This window comes from Arcticibacter svalbardensis MN12-7 (genome assembly GCF_000403135.1).
Lineage (GTDB): Bacteria > Bacteroidota > Bacteroidia > Sphingobacteriales > Sphingobacteriaceae > Arcticibacter > Arcticibacter svalbardensis.
In genome coordinates, this window is the sequence record NZ_AQPN01000101.1 from 13,346 (window position 1) to 28,643 (window position 15,298).

12 protein-coding genes are annotated in these 15,298 nt (G+C 37.6%); 7 read left to right on the forward strand and 5 right to left on the reverse strand.

Going from position 1 to position 15,298, the window contains the following annotated elements; genetic code table 11:
- Window positions 1–4: 4 nt before the first annotated feature.
- From tpiA to ADIARSV_RS13550, 4 genes are read left to right on the forward strand one after another with little or no spacing between them, the layout of a single operon-like run.
- The gene (gene tpiA / locus ADIARSV_RS13535; protein ID WP_016196124.1) at window positions 5–772 is read left to right on the forward strand and encodes a triose-phosphate isomerase; all 768 of its coding nucleotides are present in this window, start codon (window positions 5–7) and stop codon (window positions 770–772) included.
- Between the two features lie 3 nt (window positions 773–775).
- The gene (gene prmA, locus ADIARSV_RS13540; protein WP_016196125.1) at window positions 776–1,612 is read left to right on the forward strand and encodes a 50S ribosomal protein L11 methyltransferase; all 837 of its coding nucleotides are present in this window, start codon (window positions 776–778) and stop codon (window positions 1,610–1,612) included.
- Window positions 1,613–1,623: 11 nt separating this feature from the next.
- Window positions 1,624–3,006: a UDP-N-acetylmuramate--L-alanine ligase gene (locus tag ADIARSV_RS13545; protein WP_016196126.1), complete on the forward strand. Its 1,383-nt coding sequence runs from the start codon at window positions 1,624–1,626 to the stop codon at window positions 3,004–3,006.
- A complete protein-coding gene (locus ADIARSV_RS13550; RefSeq protein ID WP_016196127.1) occupies window positions 3,003–3,344 on the forward strand; it encodes a helix-turn-helix domain-containing protein in 342 nt (113 codons plus the stop codon). The genes ADIARSV_RS13545 and ADIARSV_RS13550 overlap by 4 nt, the downstream gene beginning before the upstream one ends.
- 33 nt (window positions 3,345–3,377) lie before the next feature.
- On the opposite strand, the gene ADIARSV_RS13555 is transcribed toward ADIARSV_RS13550, so the two are convergent.
- From ADIARSV_RS13555 to ADIARSV_RS13570, 5 genes are all read right to left on the reverse strand, one after another.
- Entirely contained in the window at window positions 3,378–4,496 is a 1,119-nt protein-coding gene (locus ADIARSV_RS13555) for a hypothetical protein (RefSeq protein WP_040300112.1), read from the reverse strand.
- 83 nt (window positions 4,497–4,579) lie between these two features.
- Complete coding sequence (locus ADIARSV_RS21910) at window positions 4,580–4,717, reverse strand: hypothetical protein (RefSeq protein ID WP_016196129.1); 138 nt, start codon at window positions 4,715–4,717, stop codon at window positions 4,580–4,582.
- A gap of 151 nt (window positions 4,718–4,868) precedes the next feature.
- Window positions 4,869–5,432, reverse strand: coding sequence for an SMC-Scp complex subunit ScpB (gene scpB / locus ADIARSV_RS13560; RefSeq protein ID WP_040300113.1), 564 nt, complete (start codon window positions 5,430–5,432; stop codon window positions 4,869–4,871).
- Between the two features lie 191 nt (window positions 5,433–5,623).
- On the reverse strand, window positions 5,624–8,581 hold the full coding sequence (locus ADIARSV_RS13565) for a ligand-binding sensor domain-containing protein (RefSeq protein ID WP_016196131.1): 2,958 nt from the start codon (window positions 8,579–8,581) through the stop codon (window positions 5,624–5,626).
- Window positions 8,582–8,583: 2 nt separating this feature from the next.
- The gene (locus ADIARSV_RS13570; protein WP_016196132.1) at window positions 8,584–9,366 is read right to left on the reverse strand and encodes a LytR/AlgR family response regulator transcription factor; all 783 of its coding nucleotides are present in this window, start codon (window positions 9,364–9,366) and stop codon (window positions 8,584–8,586) included.
- 385 nt (window positions 9,367–9,751) lie between these two features.
- On the opposite strand from ADIARSV_RS13570, the gene ADIARSV_RS13575 reads away from it, so the two are divergent.
- The 3 genes from ADIARSV_RS13575 (at window position 9,752) to ADIARSV_RS13585 (ending at window position 15,298) form a co-directional block, all read left to right on the forward strand.
- A complete protein-coding gene (locus ADIARSV_RS13575; RefSeq protein ID WP_016196133.1) occupies window positions 9,752–10,738 on the forward strand; it encodes a hypothetical protein in 987 nt (328 codons plus the stop codon).
- A 546-nt stretch (window positions 10,739–11,284) separates the two neighbouring features.
- On the forward strand, window positions 11,285–11,611 hold the full coding sequence (locus tag ADIARSV_RS13580; protein ID WP_040300097.1) for a carboxypeptidase-like regulatory domain-containing protein: 327 nt from the start codon (window positions 11,285–11,287) through the stop codon (window positions 11,609–11,611).
- Window positions 11,612–12,070: 459 nt separating this feature from the next.
- Window positions 12,071–15,298: a SusC/RagA family TonB-linked outer membrane protein gene (locus ADIARSV_RS13585; protein ID WP_152439887.1), complete on the forward strand. Its 3,228-nt coding sequence runs from the start codon at window positions 12,071–12,073 to the stop codon at window positions 15,296–15,298.

Genomic DNA, 15,298 nt, shown 5'->3' on the forward strand with positions numbered 1-15,298 from the left:
AATTATGAGAAAGAAAATTGTTGCAGGAAACTGGAAAATGAACCTTGATTATTCAGCAGGACTTAGTTTGTTCTCTGAAGTGCTTAACATGGCTAAGGATGAAATTATCGGCGATCAACTGTTAGTAGTTTGTCCTCCAAGTCTTTATGTTTATAGCTTGAGCCAAATGGCTAACCAATCTACTAACGTAAGTGTTGGCGCACAAAACTGTCACCAGGCAGAATCAGGAGCGTATACAGGTGAAATCTCCGCTTCTATGGTAAAATCTGTAGGTGCCGAATATGTCATCTTAGGCCATTCAGAACGTCGCCAGTATTTTGGCGAAACGGATCAGTTATTAGCTGAAAAAGTAAAAGCGGTTATCAAAACCGGATTAAAACCAATCTTTTGTATCGGTGAAACTTTGCAGGAAAGAAATGCCAACAGCCATTTCGATGTCATCAAAAGACAACTTACTGATGGTGTATTTGACTTGTCAGCAGGTGATTTTTCTACCCTGGTATTGGCTTACGAACCAATTTGGGCTATCGGTACAGGTGTAACAGCTAGTCCGGAACAAGCACAGGAAATTCACGCATTCATCCGTAAAGAAATTGAAGCCAGATATGGTGATGCTGTAGCTGAAGACACTACAATTTTATACGGTGGAAGTTGTAACCCTAAAAATGCTGCTGAGCTTTTCTCTCAGAAAGATATTGACGGTGGATTAATTGGTGGAGCTGCACTTAAATCACGTGATTTTACCGATATTGCTAAAGTCTTTAATAAATAAAAATTGGATTATTACGAGTTTGTATTCACAGTAAAACCAACAGACGAAGTACATCAGGACCTGCTTATCCATTCATTAGGAGAAGCAGGTTTTGACACTTTTGAAGAGTCGGAAACCGGATTTAAGGCCTACATTTCCCTTGAACAAGCTAAAAGTCTGAACATGGACGAAGTTTTATCCCCCTTTAAGGAGCAATTTGACTTCTCTTACGAGAAAAATCTGATCCCGGGAAAAAACTGGAATGAAGTATGGGAAAGTAACTTTGAACCTTTAACAATCAAAGATGCCTGCTACATTCGTGCTACCTTTCATGAGCCGCATCCCGAATACCCCTACGAGATCATAATCGATCCTAAGATGGCTTTCGGTACAGGGCATCATCAAACCACTGCCATGGTCATGGAGTTTATCTTAGAAATGGATTTCGTAGGTAAAAGCGTATTGGATATGGGTTGTGGAACTGGTATTCTGGCTATACTGGCTGCAAAAAGAGGAGCGACAGATCTGACCGCCATTGATTATGATGAGCTTTGTTATGACAGTACACTAGAGAATACAAGTCATAATGGTGCAGGTTTCATTAAGGTCCTGTTAGGGTCAAAAGAAGCCATTCCAGCGGTTCAATATGACTATTTATTGGCCAACATCAACCGGAATATCTTATTAGACCAGATGGAGCGTTATTCGGAAGCTCTGGTAAAAGGAGGAATATTGATCCTGAGTGGATTTTTTAAAGCCGACTGCGAAATGCTCCTTCAGGAAGCCGGGAAACATTCGCTTGTTCTATCCGATCAGAAACTGACCGATGATTGGGCTTCCCTGAAATTAGTAAAAGGATAAATTTAATTTTTATGCGCGTACATTTTATTGCAATCGGAGGTAGTGCAATGCATAATCTTGCTATTGCACTTAAATTAAAAGGTTACCATGTAACCGGTTCAGACGATACCATTGAAGAACCCTCTGCATCCAGACTAAAAAAGCATGGTATTTATCCCGCTAAGTTGGGTTGGGATCCCGACCGGATTGATCCTGGTTTAAAGGCTGTTATTTTGGGGATGCATGCGCGTCCAGATAACCCTGAGCTGTTAAAAGCACAGGAGCTGGGAGTTAAAGTATATTCATATCCGGAATACATCTTTGAACAATCGCGGAATAAAAAGCGTGTTGTTATTGGTGGAAGTCACGGAAAAACTACTATTACGTCCATGATCCTGCATGTATTACATGCATGTGGAACCGATTTTGATTACCTCGTAGGCGCTCAGCTTGCCGGATTCGAGACGATGGTGCGAATTACAGATGCCCCTTTAATTATTATTGAAGGGGACGAGTATCTGTCCTCACCAATAGACAGAAGACCTAAGTTTCATTTATACCATGCCGATATTGCCGTTTTAAGTGGAATAGCCTGGGATCACATTAATGTTTTCCCTACGTTTGAAAATTATGTAGAGCAGTTTAGTTTGTTCCTTAAAACGATGGAGCCCGGCGGAACAGTTTTCTATAACCAGGATGATGAAACGGTACAATCTGTTATAGACAAAGATGAGTCACCGTTAACCAAAAAAGGATACACCGCTATTGAAAGTGTCACCCGAAAAGGCATCACTTACCTCAATTACAAAGGAAAAGAAGTTCCTTTATCTGTATTTGGTGCTCACAATCTGTACAATATGGAAGCTGCTCATTCCGTTTGCAAAGCGCTTGAGATTTCCGACGACCAGTTCTATCAGGCTATAGGGACCTTTAAAGGAGCATCGCGGAGATTGGAACTTTTAGCCAGTAGTGGAAACACTGCAGTATATAAAGATTTTGCACATTCCCCTTCAAAACTTAAAGCAACCATACAGGCCGTAAAGGATCAGTTTGAAGACCGCGAATTAGTGGCTGTGATCGAATTACATACTTTTAGTAGTTTAAACAAGAATTTTCTGGCCGAATATAAGGGCAGTATGGATCGTGCCGATTTGCCTGTTGTGTTTATAAATAAAAAAACTTTCGAAGAAAAACAGTTGGAACCATACGACGAATCAGTCGTTAAAGAAGCTTTTGGTAATAATAAGTTACTATTTTTTAACAATTGTGAAATATTGGACGAGTTTTTGAGTTGTATTAATTATAAAGGGAAAAACTTGCTTCTTATGAGTTCTGGTAATTTTGGTGGATTGGATTTAGATCGGATCGCCCAACGTACCATTGCTCAGGCAAAACAATATAATATACAAACATGAACACTTTAGGAAAGAAAATCAGACTTCTGCGCCACCAGAATGGCTGGAGTCAGGAGGATGTGGCGAAGCGGTTGGATATTTCAATTCCTGCATTTTCAAAAATTGAAACGGGAATAACAGATATCAATTTATCCAGACTCGAACAAATTGCCAAGTTATTTAACTTGTCAATTATTCAATTACTTACTTATAACGATACTGAAGAACAGGAAAAGTATATTTCTGACCTGGAAACCAGTAATAAAAAATTAAGGGAGCGAGAATCTGAAATTATTGCCTTACAAAAAAAGATCATTGATCTATTCGATGAACTAAGACAATCTAAAGTATTGTCTTAATAATGTTCCCGATAATATTATCGGGAACATTATTTAAAATATTTTACGCATAGTTACATGTCTTTTTCCAAAAGAAGCACCAGTGGCTTCATGCAACGAAAGCATTTTATCGTTAAAGTCACCTACCCAGGACAGTTCCAGTTCATGATATTGGTTGCGAGGCAAAACATATTCACCAAGTTTAATAAACAAGGCTGATTCCAGCCCATGTTTCTGATAGGCCTGTTTTGTTCCCATCACAATCGCACGCATACGCGACACCCCTCTCCATCTGAAATAGAGAAATTTCAATTTTTCAATAATTCCAAGCTTTCCCTTAAAAGATTTAATAATCTGGTTCGCATCAGGCAGAATAACCACGAATGATGCAGGCTCATTGTTGACGTAAGCAAACCAAATCAGATTAGGCTCCATGATGATCTTCATCTGATTGAAAGTCTCCATGATCGTAGAGTTTTTAATCGGTACGAAACTATCAAAGTTTTTCCAGGCATCATTATAAATCTCCATGAAATCCAAAGCGAACTCATCTAATTTTTTAGGATCTAAAGGCTTGAACGTATACCCCGGCTTTTTAATCACCCAATTGGCAATTTTTGTAAAACGTTCAGGAAAAGGTTTACTCAAGTCCAGATGATTCGTTATTTGCTCATAAAGCGCTTCAAAGCCGTAATGAGTAAACAAATTCTTATAATAAGGATGGTGGTAATTCATTCCGTATGAAGGTTGAGTAAAGCCTTCCACGAGCAAACCCCAAAATGTATCATTCTCACCAAAATTAATTGGTCCATCCATGGCTTGCATACCATTTTCGATTAGCCAGGCTTTTGCTGTGTCAAACAGAAGATCGGCCGCAAGCTGGTCATCAATACATTCAAAAAAACCAATTCCACCCGTAGGCTGTGCATAAGTAAAGGCTTTTTCTTCATTAATAAAGGCAGCAATGCGCCCTATAGAATCACCAGATGCGTTTTTTAAAACCCATCTGGTGATTCTGCCATGCTTATGAAAATTGTTCTTCTTCGGATCAAAAACAGCCTCAATGTCATTATCAAGAGGGGACACCCACACTTTACAGTCTTTGTATATGATTCTCGCTACATCTAAAAATTGCTTCTTTGCGTTTTTTTCTTTTACTTCAGTAATAATCATATTTAACAGGTTGTCAGGTGTATCCTCTGCATGCATCGGTTTGCAGATCCTGAATGAAGACGATGCGTAATAAATTTCAATGTTTAAAAATCATCCTCCTCATCGAAGTCGCTAAAATCATCCAATCCCCCAATGTCGTCAATAGAGGTCTCAAAATCATCATCGTCATCGGTAAAAAGTTCGTTATCTAATTTTTGGGGGTCAATTGCTGAATTTTTCATAATGCTCTTTGCTCTAAATTTTGAATGGAGTAATCAATAAGTTCAAGCCTTGTTGCTTCACATAAAAATAGCAATAAATCAATAAATTATATTCGTTTTGTTGTTATCGTTGAATTAAATAAAACCTTTCTATAATAAGGGTAGAGGGGCATCAGTCATCCTTGTAGTTTCCAATCTCGTTAATCTCTGTAGGTAAGTCTTTTAATTGCGGAAGGTCGGCAAATGTGTTGATGCCAAAGTAATCCATAAATAGGGTACTGGTGCCATACAAAATTGGTTTTCCTACACTTTCAGCCTTTCCGGTAATCGATATCAGGTCTTTCTCGAGCAGTTTTTGAATGGTATAATCACAATTTACGCCTCTGATCTGTTCAATCTCCAATTTAGTAACCGGCTGCCGGTAAGCAATTATAGAGAGCGTTTCCATTGCAGCCTGACTTAATTTTCTTTTAGACCGGTTTACCTGGAGCTGATTGATACTTTTATAATAGGTGGGTTTGGTTAAGAACTGGTAACCACCATTTAAAGCGACAAGTGTCAGGGCAAATTCAGGCTGATCATATTTTTGCTTAATTTGGGCGATCATGCTTTCAACCTCCTGCTCTGAAAGTACTTGCTCATGAACCTCCAGCAGTATAGGGCAAATATCCTTCGCAGAAATACTTTGCTCAGAGGCGAATATCAAAGCTTCAACATGTAAAATTAGTTCTTCCAAAGCAAACAAAGGTACGAAAAAGAAAAAACGGAGTAGGCTATAAATAAAAAAGCGGTGAAACTTTTGGGAAGCTTCAACCGCTAAACACACACTTAGATAAAAATATCTTAAATTTCTTTACATCCTGCGATGAACAGCACAAGTATAAAGTCTGACCATTAAATTTTTATTTCTCAATGAGTAATCGGTCATTATGATTGAGTAAACGGTTTTAAAGAAATTTTAACCCGCACTATTGTACCCCCTGAATCCATTTGAGCCACGGAAATAGAGATACTATCCTGATTGAACTTATTCAACAAACTGATGCGTTGCTGAGTCAATTTCATGCCCCTACTTACGTGATCACTGCTTTTTGAATTGATGGAGTTATCAATTCCCACGCCATTATCCCGTATAATTAAAAGAAGCTCTTGCTTATTATTCGTCAACGTTACATTAATCTCCCCGGGGTTGTCCATAGGCATCAATCCATGCCAAATTGCATTTTCCACATAGGGTTGCAACAGCATAGAAGGGATATAAGTCTCCTGCAGATCGATATCTGTATTCACCTGGATGTTGTAGCTCATTTTTTCACCAAATCGAAGCTTTTCCAATGAAAGATATAACTTCAGATAGGAGAGTTCTTCTTCCACACTGATATAGCTTTTGGTACAGATATCCAGATTTTTTCTGATCAGTCTGGCAAAACCCGTTAAGAGCTGGTTTGCCATTGCATTATCCCGGGTATTAATGAAATACTGGATCGAGTTCATCACATTGAAGATGAAGTGCGGGTTCATCATCGCTTGTAATGCCTGCTGCTCCAAGGACATAATGTGCGACTTCACCAGAAGCTCCTCTTTTTCCTTATTTTGTTTTACCCGATAGTAATAGCGGATTAGCAAAAATAAAATGAGTGTTACTAACAATAGTAAAGCCGCTATAAACCACCAGGTTTTATAATAGGGACCACTGATATATATAACCAGCTGGGTAGGCCTTGTCCAGGCCGTATTCATACTCCTTGCCCTTAATTCTAAAGTATACTGACCGGGCTCCAGCGCACTAAACTCGATAGTTTTCTCAATAGTTTCAGTCCATGGGGAACGTTTATCCAGGCGATAACTATAGATCACCTCCAGGGGATGCGTAAAATCCAGACTGATGAAATTAACGGTAATGTTGTTTTGCTGGTAATGTAAATCCTGAGCCTCCTTTAATGTAAGCTGGTTTTTATTCACCTCAATCGACCTGATGATGACATCAGGCAAAGAAAGTTGCCTGGTTCTTTTGGTTTCTTTAAAAATTGTCAGTCCGCTGTTACTTGCCACATAAGCAGTATCATGATCCACATATAAATCGTTGATTTCGTTAGAAAGAAGGCCATTTTCTGAGTTGTAATTTGCGATAGAATAACTAGTAGAATTAAATTTAATTTTACTGATTCCTTTACCCGTAACTACCCAGGCAGCAGTGCCTTCCACAAACAGATTTTTGCAAATGTTACTCGAAAGACCGTTTTTAGCGGTAATAATGTGGATCAGTTTAAAGTTTTTGAGAACCAGGACGCCAAAACCATATGTAGAACATACGATCATGTTTCCCGGAAGTTCAGCAATATCCGTAATCCGCTGTTGAAGCAATGGATACTTTTTATATACATATTCCAGTTTGCCAGACTGATAATAATGTAATCCTTGTATGTTTGAAAACCATAATCCGTTATGTGAGTCGTAAAAAACACAATAGGCCCTATTAGGAAAACTTGTTGATTTAAGCAAGTTGGCAGGAGGATAGGAAGATCCTTTTTTTGAATTCTTATTTAAAATATACACACCTGATGCTAAAGCAACAGCTATTTTGTTCGAACTGCTCAGGCTAAATGATTTTAACGCATAGGATACCCATTTAGGATCATTTAAATAATGTTGCTGTTCCCCATTTTTTTGGATCTCAATCAGGCTGTTTTCAGATCCATACCAAAACGAACCGTTTTTTTTCTCAAAGAAAAAGTCCTGAACCGGATTATATAAATGATCAGAATGCAGTGCAAATTTCTTTACTTTATTATGCTGAATGAGATCGACATTTCCGTTATTATAACCCAGAATAAGTTTGTCATTAATTTTAAATACCTGGTTAATCGCATTAGCTGCCAAGCCATCTTCTTCCGTAATATGCCGGGTAAAGTTATTATGATAAGGCAACATAAAGATGCCGTTTCCAATGGTGGAAAACCAGGTATTACCTTGCTTGTCCCGAATGATATGCGATATCGTATAATTGTTTAAATAATGTTCAGGTTGCTTGTCAAATGATTTGTAGCGGTATAAACCCATACCCATGGTACCAATCCACATTTCCTTTTTATCCAGGATGAAACTCCCCACGTCCCAATTCTTTAGGCCTTTGATCGTTGCCAAAGGAATGGCTTCTTTCCCACGGATCTTAAGAAGCAGTGTGGCCGAGAGAAAATAAACTTCTTGAGATGTACTTTCGTGTGTGATAGATTTGGATGAAAGAGGGTAGTCCTTCAGTGGATTTTTGATGAATTTATTATTCTCCAAATAATACAAGCAGTGTTCCGAAAGAGCAGCTATCTGATGTTGAAGTGTTTCAAATAGAAAGGCATTGACAAAGGAATGCGTAGTGGAAGAAAAGAAGCTGACTTTATTACCAGAATCTATGGAGAGGATATTATTTCGATTAGTCGAAAACCAAAGGCGATGAGTCGAGTCTTCAAAAAAAGAAGTATAACTGCCCCGACCCGCAGTTTTTTTTAGTACCGGATCATTACTGGCATTATAAAACTTACCATTCCAGTAGTAGCTCAGTTTGCCATTTAAGGTTAAAAACCATATTTTCCCTTTAGAATCCTGATGGATCTCAAGTACTTCATTATCCGACAGGCCATTATCCATCGTGAAAAGCTCAAAGCGTTCCCCGTCAAACCGGTTGACACCACCTTCCGTGGCGATCCAGATAAAACCTTTCCGATCCTGAAATATAGAATAGACATTTGAATTTGCTAAGCCATCTTTAACCGTATAGTTTTTGAAATTTAGGGTCTCGGCAAAAACAGGAATACGGCTTAAAAATAGCAGGCTAAGTAATAAGTACCTGATCAACCCTTTGAAACCAATATCTTTAAAAAGCCGATGCATGGTTAGGTGTTTTTCTTGAAATAAAGTTTGGATTTTTCCTGAAACTCATTCGACTTTCTTCTGGAAACGGGAAGATAAGTATCATTTTTCAATACCACCTGTAAGCCATTTTTATTGGAGTATTCTTTCAGGAAATTAAAATTCAGGATAATTGATTTATGAATGCGCATGAAACCATTTGCTTCCAGTAAGATCACAAATTCCTTAAGAGGCTTGGAAGTGATGATTTTTTCGCTGGTTTTTAAATGAAATATGGAGTAGTTGCTGTCCGCCTCCACGTACATGATATCTTTTATATCAATAACATTATATCCATGGGTATGAGGGATGGTAATTTTAGAAGACCAGTTGATATCTTTCGTGTTTTCGGCAAGTAAACCAGGATGGGAAGGGGTTCCTCCTGTCTTCTTTAATGCAATCAGCTCATTCAGTTTTACTGCTTTCTGAACGGACTCCTTTAATTCATCAATATCTATGGGCTTCAAAAGATAGTCCAGCGCATTTGCTTTAATAGCTTTTAAGGCATACTGATCATACGCAGTGGTGAAAATTACCATGATATCCTCTTGATGCAGTGTGGAGAATAGCTCAAAGCCATTTTCGCAGGGCATAGCGATGTCTAAAAAGGCAAGGTTAACAGGATGCTTGGCAATATATTCTCTAGCCTGCTGAACGGATTGAGCAATATAGTCAACCTGAACATCCGGACAGTGTTCCTGAATTAAGAAATACAGTGATTTTCTGCTGTACTCTTCGTCATCAACAATAATTGCATGAAGAACCATCGGATAATTTTTGTGAAAATAGTTAAAATAATGGTGATTGAGGAAAATGGGTTGAATGGAGGTGAAGAGGAGGGGGAATTTCGCTGTGTCTATATACGGATTTAGTTTAGGAGTTAATGGTAGAGTGCTGGAGTTGCATATAATGATGCTGATAAGAATGCAATAAGAATCCAGAATGAGACCGAAGTAGGGTAGTTTAAGTCGGACTTATAGGGGCATTTTAATAGGTTGTTTTTGCTTTGAATGATAGTCATTGTATGGGTGTTCTGGTTAAGTTGTCCTTTTTGGTTGTTTTATGTTGTATTGTGGAAGATATGAGAAGATTTAGGCTTTCTTTTCTCCATATGAATCTTTAGAGGTTACTTTGCTGAAATATATAAGCAGTATGGCAACTATAGATAATAAAGGAATGGTACATGGAACTGCAGGTTCGGTGATTTACAGGGAGTACCGGGGAAAGAACATTATCCAGGGGAAAGCAAAGTCATTTAAACAAACTGAAAAAACTAAAAGGAGTGCTACTGAGTTTGGACTTTCGAGTTCTTCGGCAGCGGTTATCAGGACGGCATTTCAACCGGCTTATTTCTTTAAGGATGGGACGGCAGCTTACAGGAGTACGCAAATGGTGTACCGGTCGATATTGAATAATGTGAGTGGAGAGAAGGGGAAAAGGGATTTTCATGATGGAGATTTGTCTTTAATTGAAGGATTGGACTTTAATGCGAATAGTAAATTGCATGATGTGCTGCAGATGAGCCATTCTGTAAGTAAAGATCTTGAAGGTTTGGTGCGTGTTACTTTGGGTTCTTTGAACACTCAATCAGGGATTAAAAGGCCCAAAGGAGTTAGTGGAGCCTATATGAAACACCGTTTAAGGCTAATGCTGGTAGCATTTAACTTCAGGGAAGAGTATTATATGAATTTGGGCTTTCAGGATGTTGATCTGGAAGGGTATCAAAGTTTCGAAGGGCAGGTTATTACTTTTACGGAGGCAGTGCCAGAGGATTGTTTAGCATTGGTGAGTATGTCGCTGATACTGTACTCCACAATAAGCCAAACTAATGAGCGTATTTTGTTAAATAATGTAGCTTTTAGTCCCTGTGCAATTATAGGTGTGTTTCAATCCGAAAAACCATCAGATTATCCTTTAAAGAAAGTTGATGTGCAACCATCTGATTATCCGGGCAGGGAAGAAAAGATCAACGTGATGTTTTATAAAGGGAATCTCCTGATGCTGGGTCTGGATTCGCGGTTCAGTGAACAGGCTAAGTTGAATTTTAAAATGGTAAAATCAAAGCAGGTGAGCCAGGATGTTTTGCCAGGAAAGCGGGTTTCATTCAAAAAAAATGAGGGAATTGGCTTATTGTATTGAGCTATTTTAGTTTTTCAATTTCCCGAAAGCCTAAAGTAAAGTTGACAATTGTTTGCTTTGGAATTTTCAAAATATGATGGGCAATTGTTCATGATACAGTAAAGCATACACATCAAGTGTTCCTAAGATTTGCAACGTTTGCGGTATTAGTCAGCTGCACGCTCTGGTATCAGGCTGGCAAATGTTGACCTATTGATCATGCCAGTCAATTGGGCGAATACAGGCTGTCCGGAAAATGTTGCACCTTTAAGCATACTTTTTTGTGTGGTACCTTAAAGGTGCCAAAATTTTAAGAGTCTGCCCTGAATTTAAAGATAATAGGAAGAGAATATAATTTACTAATTGATATAATAATGGCAATAAAAGCTGAAAAATTTTTAAATATTAAGTGGTGAGAAGGGATTATTCAATTAAAAAATGGAAAAATTTAAGAATAATACTAAACCGATTTATGATTTATTATATTTGAAAATCATTTATCAAATATAATAAATCAATGATTAGAAGGAACTTAAGGTTACTTTTAACCGATAAATCAAATTACATATGAATAGTATTTTACAAAGAAGCTTATGTTTTCTCTTTCTATTTTTGGTATGGACAAACATACCGGCCTATGCACAACAGGTCGTAAAGGGAAAAATTAGTAATGCAAAAGATAATTTGCCTGTTATAGGTGCATCTCTACAAGTCAAAGGGACTAAAATAGGAGTACAAACCAATGTAGATTGTAATTTCCAATTAAATGCTCCTATGAGAGCCGTATTGGTCATTACATATATAGTGCGGTCCGAAGGTGGTGGTGGTAATTTTGGGCCTAATAGCGTTGGTTCTGATCAACTTGGTTTTGAAACTTTGATTTATTCTAAATAACGATTGAGTTAAATGATAAAAATTTTATATAAAGTATATCATTCGGATTAATCAATTTTGAATAAAATTTACATCAAATTATTCTTTAAAGAATGGGAAATGTGAAATTATTTTTTGGAGATTCGTTTTCTAAATCGGTTTAGTATTAGTATCTTTGAAATACCAATTTACAGCAGTATGAATTGTAAGCATACTACTGCGAAAAAATAAATTATTAATTCGACAATGACTTCAATTATAAAAAAAGGGATGTTGCCTTGCAGTTTTTTTCCGATTCCACTCGAATATAAGTATTTAGAATAAACTAATAGACCTAATAAGCGTAAATTTGCCTTAAAAATTAATTGGCACATATTGGAGCCTCGTTAGAAATGTCAATATCAATTTATTCTATATACTGGTCTTAATATTTAAACGTATTAAGCCAAAAATTATCGTTAACTATAAATTCTAATTATTATGATGCAACACAGTCTGCAATTTCAGAAAGGAGACACATTTTCTTTCAAAATGAACTTGATACTTTTACTCTTTATGTGTATTTCATTTGGTGCATTTGCACAAAGTGAATTTACCGGAAAAGTAACAGATCAAATAGGTGAACCTATTATAGGGGCAACTATCAGAGTAAAGGGGACAAAATCCGGTACTGTGACAGATGTTTCCGGTTCCTTTAAACTTAAAGGAACGGGAAAAGAAACTATCCAGATTTCCTACATTGGATTTCAAACGCAAGAAATTGCACTAAATGGTAAGTCCAACATTATGGTACAACTTAAAGATGATAAGCAAGCGCTTGATGAAGTTGTAGTGGTTGGTTTTGGTACGCAAAAAAAAACTACACTTACTGGTTCAGTTTCTCAAGTGAGCGGTGATGAAGTAATGAAAGGAAAAGGTACTTCAAGTGCAGCCCTGGCTTTACAGGGAGAAGTTTCGGGATTGGTTGTTACTCGCACATCATCGCGCCCCGGAAATGAAGGTATTGCAATCCAAATTCGTGGGGATATATCTGTGAATGGTGTGAGCCCTCTTATTTTGCTGGATGGTTTAGAAATTCCACTTTGGCAACTTTCTACTATAAATGCAAATGATATTGCAACTTACTCAGTGTTAAAAGATGGTGCTGCAGCAATTTATGGAACAAAAGCAGCAGGAGGAGTTATCCTTATTACTACAAAAAAAGGGAAAACAGGTGCTCCTAAAATAAACTATAGTGGAGTGTATCAACTAAACCATCCGAATTCATTTCCGGTTGCAAACTTTAAAGAGTGGTCTCAGATGTGGTTACAAGCAGGAGATAATGGAGCACCTTCGTATGTGGATGCTACTGGTGCGGCCCAAACAGGATCCCCAAATTATCGCTTTTTTACAAGACAAAATCTGTTAGATATTATTGATGGTACTTTTCCAATGTCACCAAATGCATATACCGGAGGCACATGGATCAATCAACGATTTGCTGATGTTAGTAATTACGATGCAATATATGGGACAACAGCATCGCAACGACATGATGTCTCACTTTCAGGTGGTAATGAAAAGGTTACTTACAGATCGTCATTAGGATATTCGGATGAAAGATCACCCATAGCTTATGTTTATGATGGTGCTAAAAAATATAATTTCCGAACTAATATAACTTATAAATTAAACGACTTGTTAAGCACTGATTTTAATGTTTCGTATGACAATCGATTCATTAATTCGCCAACTCAAGGTATTGGAACAGGTGTACATGATGCGGCTATGTTCCCATTGTATAACCCACAGGGAGAATTTTACGATATATTTGGTGGTAATAACCCATTGGCTTTATTGTCTCAAGGGGGCCGTACAAAGACAACTGATCAAATATTTCGTTTAGGAGGAAAGATAACATTAGATTTCAACAAGTATATAAAAGGATTGTCGCTGAATTACCTTGGAAATATTAGTGAACGCAATAGCATCGCTACAACAAGAACAACCTCTGTAACCATGTACGATTGGGATGGAACTGTTTCCTATACACCGACCACTTTATTAGGCTCAGGTGTAAAAAATGATCAGGACACTCAGTTCTTTCAAAATCACGTTCTTCAAGCCAATTACAATCGATCAATTGACAAACACAATATAGGCTTAATGATTGGTGCTACAGCAGAACAGGACCAGATAAATTCATATACTATGTCCCGTAAGAATATGGCATCTGATGATTTGGATGATATAAATACCGGTGATGTTACCACACAGACAACAAGTGGAGGGGCAAGTGCCGTTGGGCTGATGTCCTACATTGGTAAAGTAAATTATGATTATAATGGTATCTATTTATTAGAAGGTTTGGGACGTCGTGATGGTTCATCACGTTTAGCTCCAGATTACAGATGGAAAAACTTTTTCAGTGCTTCTGCAGGTATCCGCCTTTCGGAATTGGGTGTTATAAAAGATCTTGAAATTTTTGACAATTTGAAGCTTCGTACTTCTTACGGTGAAACCGGATCTGTTACTGGCATTGGCAAGTATGACTATATATCCAATATAAGTGCAGGAACTGCATTGTTTGGTTCCAGTCCGGCTTGGGCAAACACAGCCTATATTGGTTCTATGACCTCAACCGAGCGTACCTGGGAACGTATAGCAAACACTAACTACGCGCTAGATTTTTCAGTATTACACAACCGTTTAAGTGGAACTATTGAATTATATCATCGTAAAAATATTGGAATGTTGGTCAATGTTACTTACCCACAAGTATTGGGTGCAACGGCTCCTTCCACTAATAGTGGCGACTTTACGAATGATGGTACGGAATTTACTTTGAATTGGAGAGACAATATTGGCGATTTAAAATATAATATTGGATTTATGTATTGGGATAGCCGTAGTAATGTAACCAAAATGACCGGCAAAACAGCCATATCTTATGGAACTAATTCAATTGTTGAAGGGAAACCTCTGAATGCAATTTATGCCTACAGAACAGACGGATATTTGCAATCGGAAAATGATGTGTTGGACTATTATAATAAGTATAGTTTTGTTGATCCATCCAATCAAAATGTGTTGAAATCTAATTCACTACTGAATGCTGCTCCTTATACAAGTGCCTATAGGCTGGTTCCAGGGAGTGTTAAACGTGTTGATGTAAATAATGATGGTATTATTAGTACAGCTGACTTGGTTTATCAGGGTGATGCAAATCCTCACGACAATTTCAGTATTAGCCTTGGACTGGACTATAAAGGATTCGATTTTAGCGCATTCTTACAAGGAGTTGGACAGCAAAATATAGTCCGAACCGGATATTTATCAGGTCCTTTTGTAACCTGGTTTGCAAACCAAAATTCTACTTTTTTAGGCAAAACATGGACAACAACCGACACCAATGCTCCATATCCAATAATGACTTACGCAAACAATGGTGCTGTCACTACATGGAATTATTCTAATACCAATGATATTAATGTAATCCATGCGCGTTATCTGCGTGCCAAAGTGCTTACGTTGGGATATACCCTTCCAAAAAATATTGTAGACAAAGCAGGGATTGAAAAGGTTCGTTTTTCTGTTACCGGCAACGATTTATTTGTTATTTCCAACGTGAAAGATGGTCTGGATCCTGAAATGAATAGCAGCGCTACTAACGGAACTATTTTGCCCTATACTAAAACATTGCTGTTTGGTGTAGACGTTACATTTTAA

Bases quoted from the DNA above. Each gene is read 5' to 3' on its own strand.
- tpiA (WP_016196124.1), top strand. From the start codon at position 5: ATGAGAAAGAAAATTGTTGCAGGAAACTGGAAAATGAACCTTGATTAT.
- ADIARSV_RS13545 (WP_016196126.1), top strand. From the start codon at position 1,624: ATGCGCGTACATTTTATTGCAATCGGAGGTAGTGCAATGCATAATCTT.
- ADIARSV_RS13550 (WP_016196127.1), top strand. From the start codon at position 3,003: ATGAACACTTTAGGAAAGAAAATCAGACTTCTGCGCCACCAGAATGGC.
- ADIARSV_RS13555 (WP_040300112.1), bottom strand. From the start codon at position 4,496: ATGATTATTACTGAAGTAAAAGAAAAAAACGCAAAGAAGCAATTTTTA.
- ADIARSV_RS21910 (WP_016196129.1), bottom strand. From the start codon at position 4,717: ATGAAAAATTCAGCAATTGACCCCCAAAAATTAGATAACGAACTTTTT.
- ADIARSV_RS13565 (WP_016196131.1), bottom strand. From the start codon at position 8,581: ATGCATCGGCTTTTTAAAGATATTGGTTTCAAAGGGTTGATCAGGTAC.
- ADIARSV_RS13570 (WP_016196132.1), bottom strand. From the start codon at position 9,366: ATGGTTCTTCATGCAATTATTGTTGATGACGAAGAGTACAGCAGAAAA.
- ADIARSV_RS13575 (WP_016196133.1), top strand. From the start codon at position 9,752: ATGGCAACTATAGATAATAAAGGAATGGTACATGGAACTGCAGGTTCG.
- ADIARSV_RS13580 (WP_040300097.1), top strand. From the start codon at position 11,285: ATGAATAGTATTTTACAAAGAAGCTTATGTTTTCTCTTTCTATTTTTG.
- ADIARSV_RS13585 (WP_152439887.1), top strand. From the start codon at position 12,071: ATGATGCAACACAGTCTGCAATTTCAGAAAGGAGACACATTTTCTTTC.